The 14,326-nt window shown below is 62.4% G+C and carries 12 protein-coding genes; 8 read left to right on the forward strand and 4 right to left on the reverse strand.

Going from position 1 to position 14,326, the window contains the following annotated elements; genetic code table 11:
* Positions 1–123 precede the first annotated feature (123 nt).
* Together C4Q26_RS06700 and C4Q26_RS28085 are read left to right on the forward strand one after the other, a co-directional pair.
* Entirely contained in the window at positions 124–1,032 is a 909-nt protein-coding gene (locus C4Q26_RS06700; protein WP_104882904.1) for a LysR family transcriptional regulator, read from the forward strand.
* A gap of 64 nt (positions 1,033–1,096) precedes the next feature.
* Positions 1,097–1,270, forward strand: coding sequence for a hypothetical protein (locus tag C4Q26_RS28085; RefSeq protein WP_177429826.1), 174 nt, complete (start codon positions 1,097–1,099; stop codon positions 1,268–1,270).
* Positions 1,271–1,289: 19 nt separating this feature from the next.
* Here C4Q26_RS28085 and C4Q26_RS06705 read toward each other — a convergent pair whose 3' ends face one another.
* On the reverse strand, positions 1,290–2,159 hold the full coding sequence (locus tag C4Q26_RS06705) for an oxaloacetate decarboxylase (protein WP_023378924.1): 870 nt from the start codon (positions 2,157–2,159) through the stop codon (positions 1,290–1,292).
* A 438-nt stretch (positions 2,160–2,597) separates the two neighbouring features.
* Between C4Q26_RS06705 and C4Q26_RS06710 the strand changes: the two genes are divergently transcribed.
* Positions 2,598–4,049: an MDR family MFS transporter gene (locus C4Q26_RS06710; protein WP_104882905.1), complete on the forward strand. Its 1,452-nt coding sequence runs from the start codon at positions 2,598–2,600 to the stop codon at positions 4,047–4,049.
* A gap of 70 nt (positions 4,050–4,119) precedes the next feature.
* Here the strand turns inward: C4Q26_RS06710 and ttgR are convergent, their stop codons facing one another.
* On the reverse strand, positions 4,120–4,752 hold the full coding sequence (ttgR, locus tag C4Q26_RS06715) for an efflux transport transcriptional regulator TtgR (protein ID WP_023378922.1): 633 nt from the start codon (positions 4,750–4,752) through the stop codon (positions 4,120–4,122).
* Between the two features lie 256 nt (positions 4,753–5,008).
* Between ttgR and ttgA the strand changes: the two genes are divergently transcribed.
* The 5 genes from ttgA (at position 5,009) to C4Q26_RS06740 (ending at position 13,042) form a co-directional block, all read left to right on the forward strand.
* On the forward strand, positions 5,009–6,163 hold the full coding sequence (ttgA, locus tag C4Q26_RS06720; RefSeq protein ID WP_023378921.1) for a toluene efflux RND transporter periplasmic adaptor subunit TtgA: 1,155 nt from the start codon (positions 5,009–5,011) through the stop codon (positions 6,161–6,163).
* Positions 6,164–6,166: 3 nt separating this feature from the next.
* Entirely contained in the window at positions 6,167–9,319 is a 3,153-nt protein-coding gene (ttgB, locus tag C4Q26_RS06725) for a multidrug efflux RND transporter permease subunit TtgB (RefSeq protein ID WP_023378920.1), read from the forward strand.
* Positions 9,316–10,770: an AdeC/AdeK/OprM family multidrug efflux complex outer membrane factor gene (locus tag C4Q26_RS06730; RefSeq protein WP_104882906.1), complete on the forward strand. Its 1,455-nt coding sequence runs from the start codon at positions 9,316–9,318 to the stop codon at positions 10,768–10,770. The genes ttgB and C4Q26_RS06730 overlap by 4 nt, the downstream gene beginning before the upstream one ends.
* Before the next feature lie 272 nt (positions 10,771–11,042).
* Positions 11,043–12,296: an OprD family porin gene (locus C4Q26_RS06735; protein WP_023378917.1), complete on the forward strand. Its 1,254-nt coding sequence runs from the start codon at positions 11,043–11,045 to the stop codon at positions 12,294–12,296.
* Positions 12,297–12,517: 221 nt separating this feature from the next.
* Positions 12,518–13,042, forward strand: a complete 525-nt coding sequence (locus tag C4Q26_RS06740; protein ID WP_104882907.1) for a DUF962 domain-containing protein — start codon at positions 12,518–12,520, stop codon at positions 13,040–13,042.
* 78 nt (positions 13,043–13,120) lie between these two features.
* On the opposite strand, the gene pcaC is transcribed toward C4Q26_RS06740, so the two are convergent.
* The gene (gene pcaC, locus C4Q26_RS06745) at positions 13,121–13,516 is read right to left on the reverse strand and encodes a 4-carboxymuconolactone decarboxylase (RefSeq protein ID WP_027908103.1); all 396 of its coding nucleotides are present in this window, start codon (positions 13,514–13,516) and stop codon (positions 13,121–13,123) included.
* 10 nt (positions 13,517–13,526) lie between these two features.
* Positions 13,527–14,318 carry a 3-oxoadipate enol-lactonase gene (pcaD, locus tag C4Q26_RS06750; protein WP_023378914.1) on the reverse strand — a complete coding sequence of 264 codons (792 nt, stop codon included), beginning with the start codon at positions 14,316–14,318 and terminating at the stop codon, positions 13,527–13,529.
* Positions 14,319–14,326: the final 8 nt, after the last annotated feature.

A 14,326-nucleotide genomic window follows, 5' to 3' on the forward strand; every position in this document is an offset into this window, starting at 1 on the left:
TTAAGGTGTTTACCACTTCGATCGCCAAGGCAGCGGCGACAACATGCTCATCAGCTTAGTTGCCCGCTCCATTACGAAAAATGCGATGCTGGGACATAGTTTGTTTCTGAAATCGAGCAAATCATGGACCGTCTGAACGCCATGCGCGTCTTCGTCACCGTCGTCGACCTGGGAAGCCAATCGGCGGCGGCGGATCAGCTGCAATTATCGCGACCGGTGGTTTCGCGGTATCTGGCAGCGCTGGAGGACTGGGTCGGCGCGCGCCTCATGCAACGCACCACACGCAAGCTGAGCCTGACCGCCGCCGGCCAGCAAACCCTGCCCCGCTGTCGCCAATTGCTGGAGTTGGCCGGCGAGCTGGAAACAGCCGTGCGCCAGCCGGATGATGCGCCGCGTGGTGAGCTGCGCATCAGCGTCAGCACGTCGTTCGCACAGGCACAACTGGTGGCCGCGATCGCCGATTACGTGCAGCGCTACCCAGGGGTGAAGGTTGACCTGCAGGTACTGGACCGCACTGTGAATCTGGTCGATGAACGCATCGACCTGGCGATTCGTACCAGTAACGACCTTGACCCGAACCTGATCGCCCGACGCTTGACCGTGTGCCGTTCGGTGGTGTGCGCTTCACCAGCCTACTTGCGCCAGCACGGAACGCCACAGCGGGTCGAGGATTTGAGCCGGCACAACTGCATGACCCACGCCTACTTCGGGCACGACCTGTGGCAATTCGATGTGCAGGGCCAACAGATCGCGGTCCCCGTCGCAGGCAATATCACCGCCAACGAGGCCATGACCCTGCAGACGGCGACGCTGGCCAACGCGGGTATCGCAATGTTGCCAAGCTACCTGGCTGCCGCGGCGCTGCGCAGTGGAGAGTTGGTTCGCGTGCTACCAGAGGCACAACCGCAAGCGCTGAGCCTGAACGCGGTGTACACCTCGCGCAAGCACATGCCGGCAACCTTGCGCAGCATGCTGGATTTTCTGTCTCAACGTTTTCAGGCGGAACCAGAATGGGACCAGGGCTGGCCCTGACAAGCCGTCCCGACTGACCTATGCTCAGGTGTATCACCTGTTGCCGGGACTGGAGGTGAGCATCATGGGCATCAAAACCAGAAGAATCGCCCTTGTGGTAATGCTGCTGGCCGTAGCGGGTGTTTACGGCTCGGCTTGCTGGCGGGTAGAGCTGCTTCGCAGCCAACCCCACTCAGCAGCCAGTTGCCAGCATGAGCACTGCGTGCCTCAGAGTGCAACCTTGAGCGCCGTGCGTTGACCTCGGCGCCACGCGCCGGTCACTCCTCGACGCTCATGTACTCCTTGGCCCAGCGGATGTAGTCCTCGGGCTGGGTGTAAGTGTGCGAGAGCTCGGTCGCACTGAGGTTCTCCGACTTGTTCTGTTGGCCCCGTTGCAGGCGCAGGCAGTCGTAGGTGGCCTTGATCGCGGCAAAGTAGGCGGCATGGCCATCGACCACCACACGCACGCCCAGGCGGGCCAGGCGCTCGTCGTCGCGCAGGTTCGGGTTGCCGTAGGTCACCAGCATCATCGGCACGTTCAGGTGCTCGCCAATCTGCTCGAGCTGCTCGAAGTCCTTCACGCCCACCATGCAAATGCCGTCGGCACCGGCCTTCTGGTAGCTCTGGGTGCGCACGATGATTTCTTCGGTGCTCAGCACCCCTGCGTTGGTACGGGCAATGATCGCCATCGACGAATCGACTCGGGCCTCAAGGGCCGCACGGATCTTGCCGACACCTTCCTCGACCGAGATCAGGTCGGTGGACTTGCGGCTGAACTGGGCCGGCAGCAAGGTGTCTTCGATGGTCAGGCCGGCGACACCGGCGCGCTCCAGTTCGATGACCGTACGCATGACATTGAGCGCGTTGCCGTAGCCATGGTCGGCATCGGCAAGCACCGGTAACTGGGCCACACGGCCAATACGGGTAGCTTGCTCGGCGAATTCGCTCAGGGTGATCAGGGCGAAGTCCGGGGCGGCCAGCACCTGGAGCGAGGCCACCGAGCCACCGAGAATGCCCACTTCGAAGCCCAGGTCAGCGGCAATGCGCGCCGACATCGGGTCGAACACGGACGCGGTGTGATAGCAGGAACCTGAAGCGAGCAGCTCGCGGAAGGCAATACGCAGATCTTTATGGGAAGCCTTGGGCATGATCACTCCGCAATAACGTGAAATTGAACGGTTGCTACCGACCCCTGAATCGGGTCTACCTGACCTGTTCCAACCGTCGCCATCTGGGCGGTCATGCTCGACATGCAGGCAGAGGAATAAAAGGTATGGGATACAGCGACGAGAAAATCCGGCATTTGCAGTTCGCACCAAGCTGGGGCAAGCCCCGGATTTCAGCCTCTGCGGCTCAGCCAAGATAGCACGCAGCCATGCAGCTCTGGATGAATGCGCCAATGCCGATCTTGCATAGGGGATGCAGATAGTACATAGGGAGCTACCTAACTCGGGTTACAATCCGGGAATTCGCACCCGCCCATCGCGGGCAACTCCGCTCTCACAGGAAACACGCCGCTTTCGCTGACGACGGCGCCCTGTCACCGAGATAGAGCCACTGCCCAAAGCCAAGACAAGGTAAGCCCCGTGACCGCCGCCCTGCCCCCCGCCGTTTTGCGCAACGTACTCACCGCGTTGATGCTGGCCATCTTCCTCGGCGCCCTCGACCAGACCATCGTTGCCATCTCACTGCCTGCCATCTCGGCACAGTTCAACGACGTCGGCCTGTTGGCGTGGGTCATCTCCGGCTACATGGTGGCCATGACCGTGGCCGTACCGATCTACGGCAAGCTCGGCGACCTGTATGGGCGCCGCCGCATGATTCTGACCGGCATCGGCCTGTTCACCCTGGCCTCGGTCGCCTGTGCCCTGGCCCAGGACATGCAGCAACTGGTGCTCGCCCGGGTGCTGCAAGGGATCGGCGCCGGCGGCATGGTATCGGTGAGCCAGGCCATCATCGGCGACTTCGTGCCCCCTCGGGAGCGAGGTCGCTACCAGGGGTATTTCAGCAGCATGTACGCCCTGGCCAGCGTGGCCGGGCCCGTGGTCGGCGGCTGGCTCACCGAATACCTGTCCTGGCGCTGGGTGTTCTGGATCAACCTGCCGTTGGGCCTTTTCGCGCTATGGGCGATCCACCGCGCCCTGCGCGACATGCCGGTCAGGCGTCGCGAGGCGCGGGTCGATTATCTGGGCGCGGTGCTGTTGATTCTTGGCCTGGGCAGCCTGTTGCTGGGCATCACACTGGTCGGCCAGGGCGAGGGCTGGACAGCCGCTCCGGTACTGGCCCTTTTGACCAGCGCCGCCCTCGGCTTGGCCCTGTTCGTGGCGCACGAGCGGCGCTGCCGCGAACCACTGCTGCCCATGGACCTGTTCGGTAATCGCGTCGCGGTGCTGTGTTGGTGCGTGATTTTCTTCGCCAGTTTCCAGTCGATCTCGCTGACCATGCTCATGCCGCTGCGTTTCCAGGGCATCACCGGTGCCGGCGCCGACAGCGCCGCACTGCACCTGTTGCCACTCGCCATGGGGCTGCCCGTGGGCGCCTTCACCGGCGGGCGCTTGACCAGCTTCACCGGCCGCTACAAACCACAGATCCTGGCCGGTGCGCTGCTGATGCCGGTAGCGATCTTCGCCATGGCCATCACTCCGCCACAATCCAGCCTGCTCAGTGGCCTCTTCATGCTGCTGACCGGGATCGCTTGCGGGTTGCAGTTCCCAACCTCGCTGGTGGGCACGCAGAGCGCGGTGAACATCAAGGATATCGGTGTAGCCACCAGCACCACCAACCTGTTCCGCTCGCTCGGCGGAGCCATGGGCGTGGCGTGCATGTCCAGCTTCCTGCTGGCCTTGCTGCACCAGGGCGGCTTCGAATTATTGGGCAACCCACTGCTGGGGAGCCTGCAGGCCGGGGAGGCAGACGCGCAGACCCAGGCGCGATTGCTTGAGACGTTCCGCCAGCTATTGATGGGAAGTGCGCTGGCCGCGGTGTTAGGGTTGCTGGCGGCGATTGCGTTGCCTGATCGGCAGTTGCGTGGACGGTAAGCCAGGCTCGCCCAGTTAATCCCCCCTTAATACATGGGGGAAACACTTCATCACAATCCTTAACAAAGTGTCATTTGCGCAGCGCCGGGCTCAAGCGCAGCATATCCAGCCCGGTGTCGACCCATTGTTCGGCATCGCGCAGCAGGTCGAAACTGTCCGGCAGCAAAAGCCAGCGCCCGATCAAGCCATCGACATAGGCGAACAGTGCGATGGCAGCGCGTTCTGCATCCAGTTCGGCAGGCAACTGGCCCCGGCGCACTGCATTGGCCAGTGCCAAGGTAATGCCCTCGTGGCAGTCCAGCACCGCGCCCTGGCGCTGCTGGCGAATTTCACACATGTCATCGGTGAACTCGCACTTGTGATGCAGGATTTCATTGATACGCCGGGTTCTGGCGTCGAGCACCAGCTGGTTGAACACTTGCAGCAGCAGCTTGCGCATGCAGCCGAGCGGGTCTACTTCGTCCTCGCTTTCACTGGCACGCGCCAAGTGGTCATGGGTTTCGTGCAGGCTGTCCAGCAGCGCCTGAACCAGCTCGGCCTTATTATTGAAATGCCAGTAGATCGCCCCCCGGGTTACGCCCGCCAGTTCAGCGATGTCGGCCAGGGTGGTTCGCGCAACTCCGCGCTTGTAGAAGGCCTTTTCCGCGGCTTCGATAATCTGGGCGCGGGTTTCCTGGGCTTCTTCTTTGGTTCGACGGACCATGGCAGTACAACCTCATTTGGGCCCGAACGCGTGTCGCGGACGGGGAAACCACCGGAGCTGCCTCTGCAGGGCACCTTCCGTACAGGCTAATCAAGGGCTGTGGCAGTAGCCGAGTACCACCCAGCGGTATTTACAAACAACCGTGAATGTAAGTATATTCGTTAGTAAGCTATTTATCCACCGGATAGATTTTTTTCTGACAAGACTCTTCCATTACTCTTGAGCGTCTCCCTGCTCTAGCGACCCGAGGATCCTCATGCAATTCAAGCCAGCCGTTACCGCTCTGGTTTCCGCCGTCGCCCTGGCAACCCTGCTCAGTGGCTGTAAGAAAGAAGAAGCAGCGCCCGCAGCGCAGGCTCCTCTGGTCGGCGTCGTAACCATCCAGCCACAAGCCTTCACCCTCACCTCGGAACTGCCGGGGCGTACCAGTGCCTATCGGGTCGCCGAAGTGCGTCCGCAGGTCAATGGCATCATTCTCAAACGCCTGTTCAAGGAAGGCAGCGACGTCAAGGAAGGCCAGCAGCTCTACCAGATCGACCCGGCCGTCTACGAAGCCAACCTGGCCAATGCCCAGGCCAACCTGCAGGCGACCCGCTCGCTGGCCGAGCGCTACAAGCAGCTGATCGACGAACAGGCTGTCTCCAAGCAGGAATACGACGATGCCAATGCCAAACGATTGCAGGCCGAGGCTTCCCTCAAGAGCGCCCAGATCGACCTGCGCTACACCAAGGTACTGGCGCCGATCAGCGGCCGTATCGGTCGCTCCTCGGTGACCGAAGGCGCCCTGGTGAGCAATGGCCAGAGCAATGCCATGGCGACGATCCAGCAACTCGACCCGATCTACGTCGATGTCACCCAGTCCACTGCCGAGCTGCTCAAGCTGCGCCGTGACCTGGAGAGCGGCCAGCTGCAGAAGGCCGGCAACAATGCCGCCAAGGTGCAACTGGTGCTGGAGGACGGCAGCCTGTTCAAGCAGGAAGGTCGCCTGGAGTTCTCCGAAGTCGCGGTCGACGAGACCACCGGTTCGGTCACCCTGCGCGCCATTTTCCCCAACCCTGAACACACCTTGCTGCCAGGCATGTTCGTACATGCCCGCTTGCAGGCCGGGGTCAACAGCAACGCCATCCTGGCCCCGCAGCAAGGTGTGACCCGCGACCTCAAGGGTGCGCCGACCGCACTGGTGGTCAATCAGGAAAACAAAGTCGAGCTGCGCCAGCTCAAGGCCAGCCGGACCCTGGGTAGCGACTGGCTGATCGAGGAAGGTTTGAACCCTGGCGACCGCCTGATCACCGAAGGGCTGCAGTATGTGCGTCCGGGTGTCGAGGTCAAGGTCAGCGAAGCCACCAACGTCAAGAAGCCGGCCGGCCAAGCCCAGGCCAGCACGGCCAAAGCAGACGCCAAAGCGGAGTAAACCATGTCGAAGTTCTTTATCGATCGCCCGATCTTCGCCTGGGTGATCGCCTTGGTGATCATGCTGGTCGGCGCCTTGTCGATCCTGAAGCTGCCGATCAACCAGTATCCCAGCATCGCGCCGCCGGCCATCGCCATCGCCGTGACCTACCCGGGCGCTTCGGCGCAGACCGTGCAGGACACCGTGGTGCAGGTCATCGAGCAGCAGCTCAACGGTATCGACAACCTGCGTTATGTGTCGTCGGAAAGTAACTCCGACGGCAGCATGACCATTACCGCTACCTTCGAGCAGGGCACCAACCCCGACACCGCGCAGGTCCAGGTACAGAACAAGCTGAACCTGGCCACCCCGCTGCTGCCGCAAGAAGTGCAGCAACAGGGCATCCGCGTTACCAAGGCAGTGAAAAACTTCCTGTTGGTGATCGGTCTGGTGTCCGAAGACGGCAGCATGACCAAGGACGACCTGGCCAACTACATCGTCTCCAACATGCAGGACCCGATCTCTCGGACTGCCGGTGTAGGTGACTTCCAGGTGTTCGGTGCCCAGTACGCCATGCGTATCTGGCTCGATCCGGCCAAGCTCAACAAGTTCCAGCTGACTCCGGTCGATGTGAAGACCGCCGTCAGCGCGCAGAACATCCAGGTATCCTCCGGCCAGCTCGGTGGCCTGCCTGCCCTGCCTGGCAACCAGCTCAACGCCACCATCATCGGCAAGACCCGCCTGCAGACCGCCGAACAGTTCGAGAAGATTCTGCTCAAGGTCAACAGCGACGGTTCCCAGGTCCGCCTGGGCGATGTGGCGACCGTTGGCCTCGGCGGCGAAAACTACGCCGTCAGCGCCCAGTTCAACGGCAAGCCGGCGTCGGGTCTGGCGGTCAAGCTGGCCACCGGCGCCAACGCCCTGGACACTGCCAAGGCCCTGCGCAAGACCATCAGCGACCTGGAGCCGTTCTTCCCGCCGGGCGTGAAGGCTGTGTTCCCGTATGACACCACCCCAGTGGTGACCGAGTCGATCAGCGGGGTTATCCATACCCTGATCGAAGCGGTGGTCCTGGTGTTCCTGGTGATGTACCTGTTCCTGCAGAACTTCCGCGCCACCGTCATCACCACCATGACCGTGCCGGTGGTGTTGCTGGGTACCTTCGGTATCCTGGCCGCCGCAGGCTTCAGCATCAACACCCTGACCATGTTCGCCATGGTACTGGCCATCGGCCTGTTGGTGGATGATGCCATCGTCGTAGTGGAAAACGTCGAGCGGGTAATGTCCGAGGAGGGCCTGCCGCCCAAGGAAGCGACCAAGCGTTCCATGCAACAGATCCAGGGCGCCCTGGTGGGTATCGCCCTGGTGCTGTCGGCTGTACTGCTACCGATGGCCTTCTTCGGCGGCTCCACCGGTGTGATCTACCGCCAGTTCTCCATCACCATCGTCTCGGCCATGGGCCTGTCGGTGCTGGTAGCCCTGATCTTCACCCCGGCCCTGTGCGCCACCATGCTCAAGCCGCTGAAGAAAGGCGAACACCATGTGGCCAAGCGCGGCTTCTTCGGCTGGTTCAACCGCAACTTCGACCGCAGCGTACAAGGCTACGAGCGCAGCGTCGGTGCCATCCTGCGCAACAAACTGCCGTTTTTGCTCGCCTACGCCCTGATCGTGGTCGGCATGATCTGGCTGTTCGCCCGCATTCCAACGGCATTCCTGCCTGAGGAAGACCAGGGTGTACTGTTCGCCCAGGTGCAGACGCCAGCAGGTTCCAGCGCCGAGCGCACCCAGGTTGTGATCGACCAGATGCGTGAATACCTGCTCAAGGACGAGTCCGAAACCGTTGCCTCGGTCTTTACCGTGAACGGCTTCAACTTCGCCGGTCGTGGCCAGAGTTCGGGCATGGCATTCATCATGCTCAAGCCGTGGGACGAGCGCTCGAAGGAGAACAGCGTGTTTGCCCTGGCACAACGCGCCCAGCAGCACTTCTTCAGCTTCCGCGATGCCATGGTGTTCGCCTTCGCACCGCCCGCGGTGCTCGAACTGGGTAACGCCACCGGCTTCGACGTGTTCCTGCAGGACCGCGCCGGCGTCGGCCATACCAAGCTGATGGAGGCGCGCAACCAGTTCCTGGCCAAGGCCGCGCAAAGCAAGATCCTCAGCGCGGTACGCCCGAACGGCCTGAACGACGAGCCGCAGTACCTGCTGACAGTCGATGACGAACGTGCCAGCGCGCTGGGCGTGACCATCGCCGACATCAACAGCACCCTGTCGATCGCCCTGGGTGCCAGCTACGTCAACGACTTCATCGACCGTGGCCGGGTCAAGAAGGTCTACATCCAGGGCGAGCCAAGCTCGCGGATGAGCCCGGAAGACCTGCAGAAGTGGTACGTGCGCAACGCTGCAGGCGAGATGGTGCCGTTCTCGTCCTTCGCCAAAGGCGAATGGAGCTACGGTTCGCCGAAGCTGTCGCGCTACAACGGCGTGGAAGCGGTCGAGATCCTCGGTGCCCCGGCGCCGGGCTACAGTACCGGTGAAGCCATGGCCGAGGTCGAGCGCATCGTTGGCGAACTGCCGTCCGGTATCGGTTACTCGTGGACCGGCATGTCCTACGAGGAAAAACTCTCCGGCTCGCAGATGCCAGCACTGTTCGCCCTCTCGGTTCTGTTCGTGTTCCTGTGCCTGGCAGCGCTGTACGAAAGCTGGTCGATCCCGATCGCCGTCGTGTTGGTCGTACCGCTGGGTATCATCGGTGCGCTGATCGCCACCAGTCTGCGCGGCTTGTCGAACGACGTGTACTTCCTCGTGGGCCTGTTGACCACCATCGGCCTGGCGGCGAAGAACGCGATCCTGATCGTCGAGTTCGCCAAGGAACTGCACGAGCAGGGCCGCAGCCTGTACGACGCGGCGATCGAGGCGTGCCGTATGCGTCTGCGTCCGATCATCATGACCTCGCTGGCGTTCATCCTCGGCGTGGTACCGTTGACCATCGCCAGCGGCGCGGGCGCCGGCAGCCAGCACGCCATCGGCACGGGCGTGATCGGCGGCATGATCAGTGCGACCGTACTGGCCATCTTCTGGGTACCGCTATTCTTCGTCGCAGTGTCGTCGCTGTTCGGCAGCAAAGAACCGAAACAAGACGCCACCCCTGAAACTCCACGTTATGAGGCTGGGCAATGACCAAGTCTTTATTGACCCTGGCGGTAACCGCTTTCATTCTCGGCGGCTGCTCGCTGATCCCTGACTACCAGACCCCGGAATCTCCGGTGGCAGCGCAGTGGCCGCAAGGCCCTGCGTACTCGCCTACCCAATCGGCCGAGGTAGCCGCCGCCGAGCAGGGCTGGCGCCAGTTCTTCCACGACCCGGCACTGCAGCGATTGATCCAGACCTCCCTGGAGAACAACCGCGACCTGCGCGTGGCGGCGCTGAACATCGACGCCTACCGCGCGCAATACCGCATCCAGCGGGCCGACCTGTTCCCAGCGGTTTCGGCCACTGGCAGCGGCAGCCGCCAGCGGGTGCCGGCGAACATGTCGACCACCGGTGAAGCCGGGATCAACAGCCAGTACTCGGCTACGCTGGGTGTCAGCGCCTACGAACTGGACCTGTTCGGTCGAGTCCGCAGCCTGACCGAGCAGGCCCTGGAAACCTACCTGTCCAGCGAGCAGGCACGTCGCTCCACGCAGATCGCCCTGGTGGCCAGCGTGGCCAATGCCTACTACACCTGGCAGGCCGACCAGGCGCTGCTCAAGCTCACCGAAGAGACCCTCAAGACCTACGAGGAAAGCTACAACCTGACTCGCCGCAGCAACGAAGTCGGTGTGGCTTCCGCGCTCGATGTCAGCCAGGCACGCACCGCCGTGGAAGGCGCCCGGGTCAAGTACTCGCAGTACCAGCGCCTGGTCGCCCAGGACGTCAACAGCCTGGCGGTGCTGATCGGCACCGGCATTCCGGCCGACCTGCCTAAGCCGCTGGAGCTCAATGCCGACCAGCTGGCCGAGGTACCGGCCGGCCTGCCATCGGACATCCTCCAGCGCCGTCCGGACATCCAGGAAGCCGAGCACCTGCTCAAGGCCGCCAACGCCAACATCGGCGCGGCTCGGGCCGCGTTCTTCCCGAGTATCAGCCTGACCGCCAACGCAGGCAGCCTAAGCCCGGACATGGGTCACCTGTTCTCGGGCGGCCAAGGCACCTGGCTGTTCCAGCCGCAGATCAACCTGCCGATCTTCAACGCCGGCAGCCTGAAGGCCAGCCTGGACTACTCCAAGATCCAGAAGGACATCAACGTCGCCAAGTACGAAAAGACCATCCAGACCGCCTTCCAGGAAGTCTCCGATGGCCTGGCGGCGCGCAAGACCTTCGAAGAGCAGTTGCAGGCACAGCGTGACCTGGTGCAGGCGAACCAGGATTACTACCGCCTGGCCGAGCGTCGCTACCGTATCGGTATCGACAGCAACCTGACCTTCCTCGATGCCCAGCGCAACCTGTTCAGCGCCCAGCAAGCCCTGATCAGCGACCGCCTCTCGCAGCTGACCAGCGAGGTCAACCTGTACAAGGCTCTGGGTGGGGGCTGGTACGAGCAGACCGGACAAGCCAACCAGCAAGCTTCGGTGGAAACACCGAAAAGCTGAGTCGACAGCTAAAACATCAAGCCCACCTTCGCGGTGGGCTTTTTGTTGCGACCTGGCCGTATCGACCCCATCGACTGCGGACAATTAACCAGCTGGAACATTCCGTTCGATTATCGCCCGCTTCCGTTTGCGACCAATTGCCCCACCCTCCCCCGATTCAGCACCATCTGCCCCGAAACGCTGCACACGTTCATCAGAAAAAAGACCCGCCCCTGCACACGTGTCCCTGCAGCGCGCCGGTTCGCCCCATAAAAACAAGAGATTGACAACAGATGAGCACTTCGTACCCCGCACGCCAGCTGCTGCCCGGCCTGTTGGCCATGTCCTGCGCCTTCCCTGTTCTGGCCGCCGAAGGCGGTTTCGTGGAGGATGCCAAGGCCACACTTAACCTGCGTAACTTCTACATCAATCGCAATTTCGTCGACTCGGCCCACCCACAAGCGAAGGCCGAAGAGTGGACGCAAAGCTTCATCCTCGACGCCCGTTCCGGTTTCACCCAGGGCACCGTAGGCTTTGGCGTCGATGTATTAGGCCTGTACTCGGTCAAGCTCGATGGCGGCAAAGGCACCACCAACACCCACCTGCTCCCGGTTCATGACGATGGTCGCCCTGCCGATGATTTCGGCCGTCTGGGCGTGGCGCTCAAAGCCAAGCTTTCGCAAACCGAACTGAAGGTCGGCGAGTGGATGCCGGTGCTGCCGATCCTGCGTTCGGACGATGGCCGTTCGCTGCCGCAAACCTTCCGCGGCGGCCAGATCACCTCCAAGGAAATCGACGGCCTGACCCTGTATGCCGGCCAGTTCCGTGGCAACAGCCCACGCAACGACGCCAGCATGGAAGACATGTCGCTCAACGGCCGCGCCGCCTTCACCTCGGATCGCTTCAATTTCGGCGGGGGTGAGTACACCTTCAACGACAAGCGCACGATGATTGGCTTGTGGGATGCCCAGCTCAAGGACATCTACCGCCAGCAATACATCAACCTGGTGCACAGCCAGCCACTGGGTGACTGGACCCTGGGCGCCAACCTCGGCTACTTCATCGGCAAGGAAGACGGCGCCGAGCGCGCAGGCGAACTCGACAACCGCACCGCGTCGGCCATGCTCTCGGCCCGCTATAAGGGGCATACCTTCTACGTCGGCTTGCAGAAGGTCAGCGGTGACGACGCCTGGATGCGGGTCAACGGCACCAGTGGCGGCACCCTGGCCAACGACAGCTACAACTCCAGCTTCGACAATGCCAAGGAACGCTCGTGGCAGGTACGTCATGATTTCAGCTTCGCCACTGTCGGCGTGCCGGGTCTCACCTTGATGAACCGCTACATCAAGGGCGACAACGTTCACACCAGCAGCGTCGACGATGGCAAGGAATGGGCACGGGAGACCGAGCTGGCTTATGTGGTGCAGTCCGGCACCTTCAAGGACTTGTCGGTCAAATGGCGCAACTCCACCATGCGCCGCGATTTCAGCACCAACGCCTTCGATGAGAATCGGTTGATCGTCAGCTATCCGCTGAACCTGTTGTAAGCTGGCCTGGCCTCATCGCCCGGCGATGAGGCCACTACAGCACCCTTCCTCACTTGCGCTTCTACGGCCCCCGCCACCTCCCCTGCGCTGCCCTGCGCACCGCGATCGACCTGAATACGCCGGCGTACGCTACCGCCATTCGCTGAACTGATGATGCTGTCGGTTGCGGGCTATCCTCAGTTATATCGGGAGCAGAACAGGCCCCCCAGGGAGGAACAACAATGAAAAACCTCGTCGACCACCTGAGCCAATACGCCAGCTACCACCGCGACCCACGCAACATCGCCACTCATTTCATCGGAATCCCGATGATCGTCGTGGCCGTGACCATCCTGCTGTCACGCCCCGGCTGGGACATTGCAGGCGCATGGCTGTCCCCGGCCATGCTGGCGGCGGCGGCATCGGTATGGTTCTACCTGCGCCTTGACCTGCGCCTGGGCCTGGTGATGGGGCTGTTGCTGGGGCTGTGCCTGTGGGTAGGCCAGGTGCTGGCGATGCAAAGCACCGCGCTGTGGCTCACAGCAGGAATCGGTGCCTTCGTGGTGGGCTGGATCATTCAGTTCGTCGGCCATTACTACGAAGGCCGCAAGCCAGCATTCGTCGACGACATCAGCGGGCTGATCATCGGGCCCTTGTTCGTGGTGGCAGAAGCTGCATTCATGCTGGGACTGTGTCCGACGCTGAAGCAGGCGGTGGAGGCCAAGGCCGGCCCGGTGGCTATCCGGCAGAAGAAAGCGACCGTTTGATGGGACATTGCCGGTAACGCCAGCCCCCAACCTGCGGGGGCTGACGTGCCGGTGCCAGAGGCGGCAGCGACTGCACACTCAAGCCTGGCGCGACTCGACCCCCAGCTCATCCCACACCGACTCCGCCAGGTGGAAGGTGGCGTTGGCCGCCGGAATACCGCAGTAGATCGCACTCTGCATCAGTACTTCCTTGATCTCGTCGCGGGTCACACCATTGTTGGCCGCGGCGCGCAGGTGCAATTTCAGCTCATCGTTGCGGTTCATGCCGATCAGCATGGCGATGGTGATCAGGCTGCGGGTATGGCGCGGCAGGCCGGGGCGAGTCCAGATATCACCCCAGGCATGCCGGGTGATCATGTTCTGGAACTCGCTGTTGAAGTCATTGAGCTTTTCCAGGCTGCGGTCGACATGGGCGTCGCCAAGCACCGCCCGGCGCACTTGCATGCCGGCCTCGTAACGTTGTTTCTCATCCATTGCGCTACCCTCAGCGAGCCAGCAGGAAGTCGAGCACGCGGCGGCTGAACGCTTCGCCGATTTCGACGTTGGACAGGTGTGCCGCAGGGAACTCGGCGTAGGTGGCACCAATGATTCCAGCCTGCATGAAATGGCCATGCTCCGGGGTGGTCACCACATCTTCGGTACCCGCCACGATCAGCGTCGGCACCTGGATACGACCCAGTTGCTCACGGAAATCGGCATCGCGGACCGCGGCGCAGTTGGCTGCGTAACCTTGCGCGGAAGTCGTTGCGAGCATCTGGCAGATACGCTGGGCCTGCTCAGGCTGCGACTGGGCGAAGCCTGGGGTGAACCAGCGGGCGATGGAGGCGTCACGCAGGTCAGCCATGGCCTGCTGGCCACCTTTGAGCACGGTGTCGATGCGGGTGTTCCACACCTCGTCATTGGCGATCTTGGCGGCGGTATTGCACAGCGTCAGGCTGTGCAGGCGTGCACCGGCATTGATACCCAGCCACTGGCCGATCAGGCCGCCCATCGACAGGCCCACGAAATGCGCGTGCTCGATATCCAGACCATCGAGCAGCGCCAGCACGTCACGCCCCAGCTGTTCGATGCTGTAAGGGCCTTCGGTAACCAGCGACCCGCCATGGCCACGGGTGTCGTAGCGCAGCACCCGGAAGTGCTCGCTCCACAGCGGAATCTGACTGTCCCACATGCCCAGGTCGGTGCCGAGCGAGTTGGACAGCACCAGCACCGGTGCGTCTTGCGGGCCGTCGAGTTGGTAGTTCAATACGCCATCGGCCAGTTGCAATTGCGCCACAGCGGTCT

The sequence above is a fragment of the Pseudomonas sp. SWI44 genome, assembly GCF_002947915.1.
In the GTDB taxonomy this organism is placed as follows: domain Bacteria; phylum Pseudomonadota; class Gammaproteobacteria; order Pseudomonadales; family Pseudomonadaceae; genus Aquipseudomonas; species Aquipseudomonas taiwanensis.

Bases quoted from the DNA above. Each gene is read 5' to 3' on its own strand.
- ttgA (WP_023378921.1), top strand. From the start codon at position 5,009: ATGCAATTCAAGCCAGCCGTTACCGCTCTGGTTTCCGCCGTCGCCCTG.
- C4Q26_RS06730 (WP_104882906.1), top strand. From the start codon at position 9,316: ATGACCAAGTCTTTATTGACCCTGGCGGTAACCGCTTTCATTCTCGGC.
- pcaC (WP_027908103.1), bottom strand. From the start codon at position 13,516: ATGGATGAGAAACAACGTTACGAGGCCGGCATGCAAGTGCGCCGGGCG.
- C4Q26_RS06700 (WP_104882904.1), top strand. From the start codon at position 124: ATGGACCGTCTGAACGCCATGCGCGTCTTCGTCACCGTCGTCGACCTG.
- C4Q26_RS06740 (WP_104882907.1), top strand. From the start codon at position 12,518: ATGAAAAACCTCGTCGACCACCTGAGCCAATACGCCAGCTACCACCGC.
- C4Q26_RS06705 (WP_023378924.1), bottom strand. From the start codon at position 2,159: ATGCCCAAGGCTTCCCATAAAGATCTGCGTATTGCCTTCCGCGAGCTG.
- ttgR (WP_023378922.1), bottom strand. From the start codon at position 4,752: ATGGTCCGTCGAACCAAAGAAGAAGCCCAGGAAACCCGCGCCCAGATT.
- ttgB (WP_023378920.1), top strand. From the start codon at position 6,167: ATGTCGAAGTTCTTTATCGATCGCCCGATCTTCGCCTGGGTGATCGCC.
- C4Q26_RS06735 (WP_023378917.1), top strand. From the start codon at position 11,043: ATGAGCACTTCGTACCCCGCACGCCAGCTGCTGCCCGGCCTGTTGGCC.
- C4Q26_RS28085 (WP_177429826.1), top strand. From the start codon at position 1,097: ATGGGCATCAAAACCAGAAGAATCGCCCTTGTGGTAATGCTGCTGGCC.